The following is a 635-nucleotide window of genomic DNA, read 5'->3' as shown; positions in this document are numbered from 1 at the left end:
CCGTCGACCGTCCGGCACGGTCCATCACAGTGATAAAGGTTCTCAGTATGTATCGCTGGCCTACACACAGCGGCTTAAGGAAGCCGGATTACTGGCATCAACAGGAAGTACAGGCGACTCGTATGACAACGCGATGGCGGAGAGCATCAATGGTCTTTACAAAGCGGAGGTAATACACCGTAAGAGCTGGAAAAACCGTGCAGAAGTGGAACTGGCCACACTCACGTGGGTGGACTGGTATAACAATCGACGATTGCTGGAAAGGCTGGGCCATACTCCTCCGGCAGAAGCAGAAAAAGCTTATTATGCTTCCATCGGAAACGATGATCTGGCAGCCTGAGTTCACAGATAAAACACTCTCCAGGAAACCCGGGGCGGTTCATTCTGGCGGGTTTTATCCACCACCTCACCCGGTTGTTTCGCCACATGAAAGCGATCGAAGGCTATTTTCTCAACCGCATTGGGTAAGTGGATGCGCGCTGCTCTTATATAGCCTGCATTCATGTCCATCGATAGGAATTTAAATCCCCAAAAGTTTAAAAAAGCACCGAAGAATGCGCGTTTATTCAACACAACCTGATCATCAAGTAATCGGTATAGACACTTAATATTGCTTACATTGATTGATTCAATGT

The 635-nt window shown here is 48.0% G+C and carries 1 protein-coding gene and 1 pseudogene; one reads left to right on the top strand and one right to left on the bottom strand.

All coding sequences use genetic code 11. The features are described from left to right. On the top strand, positions 1–340 hold a 340-nt coding region (locus BGK49_RS17020; protein WP_032232706.1), incomplete at its 5' end, for an integrase core domain-containing protein. A 26-nt stretch (positions 341–366) separates the two neighbouring features. On the opposite strand, the pseudogene BGK49_RS31715 reads toward BGK49_RS17020, so the two are convergent. Next, positions 367–635: pseudogene (locus BGK49_RS31715) on the bottom strand (transposase); the annotation flags it as partial.

The organism is Shigella sp. FC1544 (genome assembly GCF_001722145.1).
GTDB lineage: Bacteria > Pseudomonadota > Gammaproteobacteria > Enterobacterales > Enterobacteriaceae > Escherichia > Escherichia coli.
Note: the sequence above shows the minus strand (reverse complement) of the source record. Positions and strands in the feature narration are given on the sequence as shown.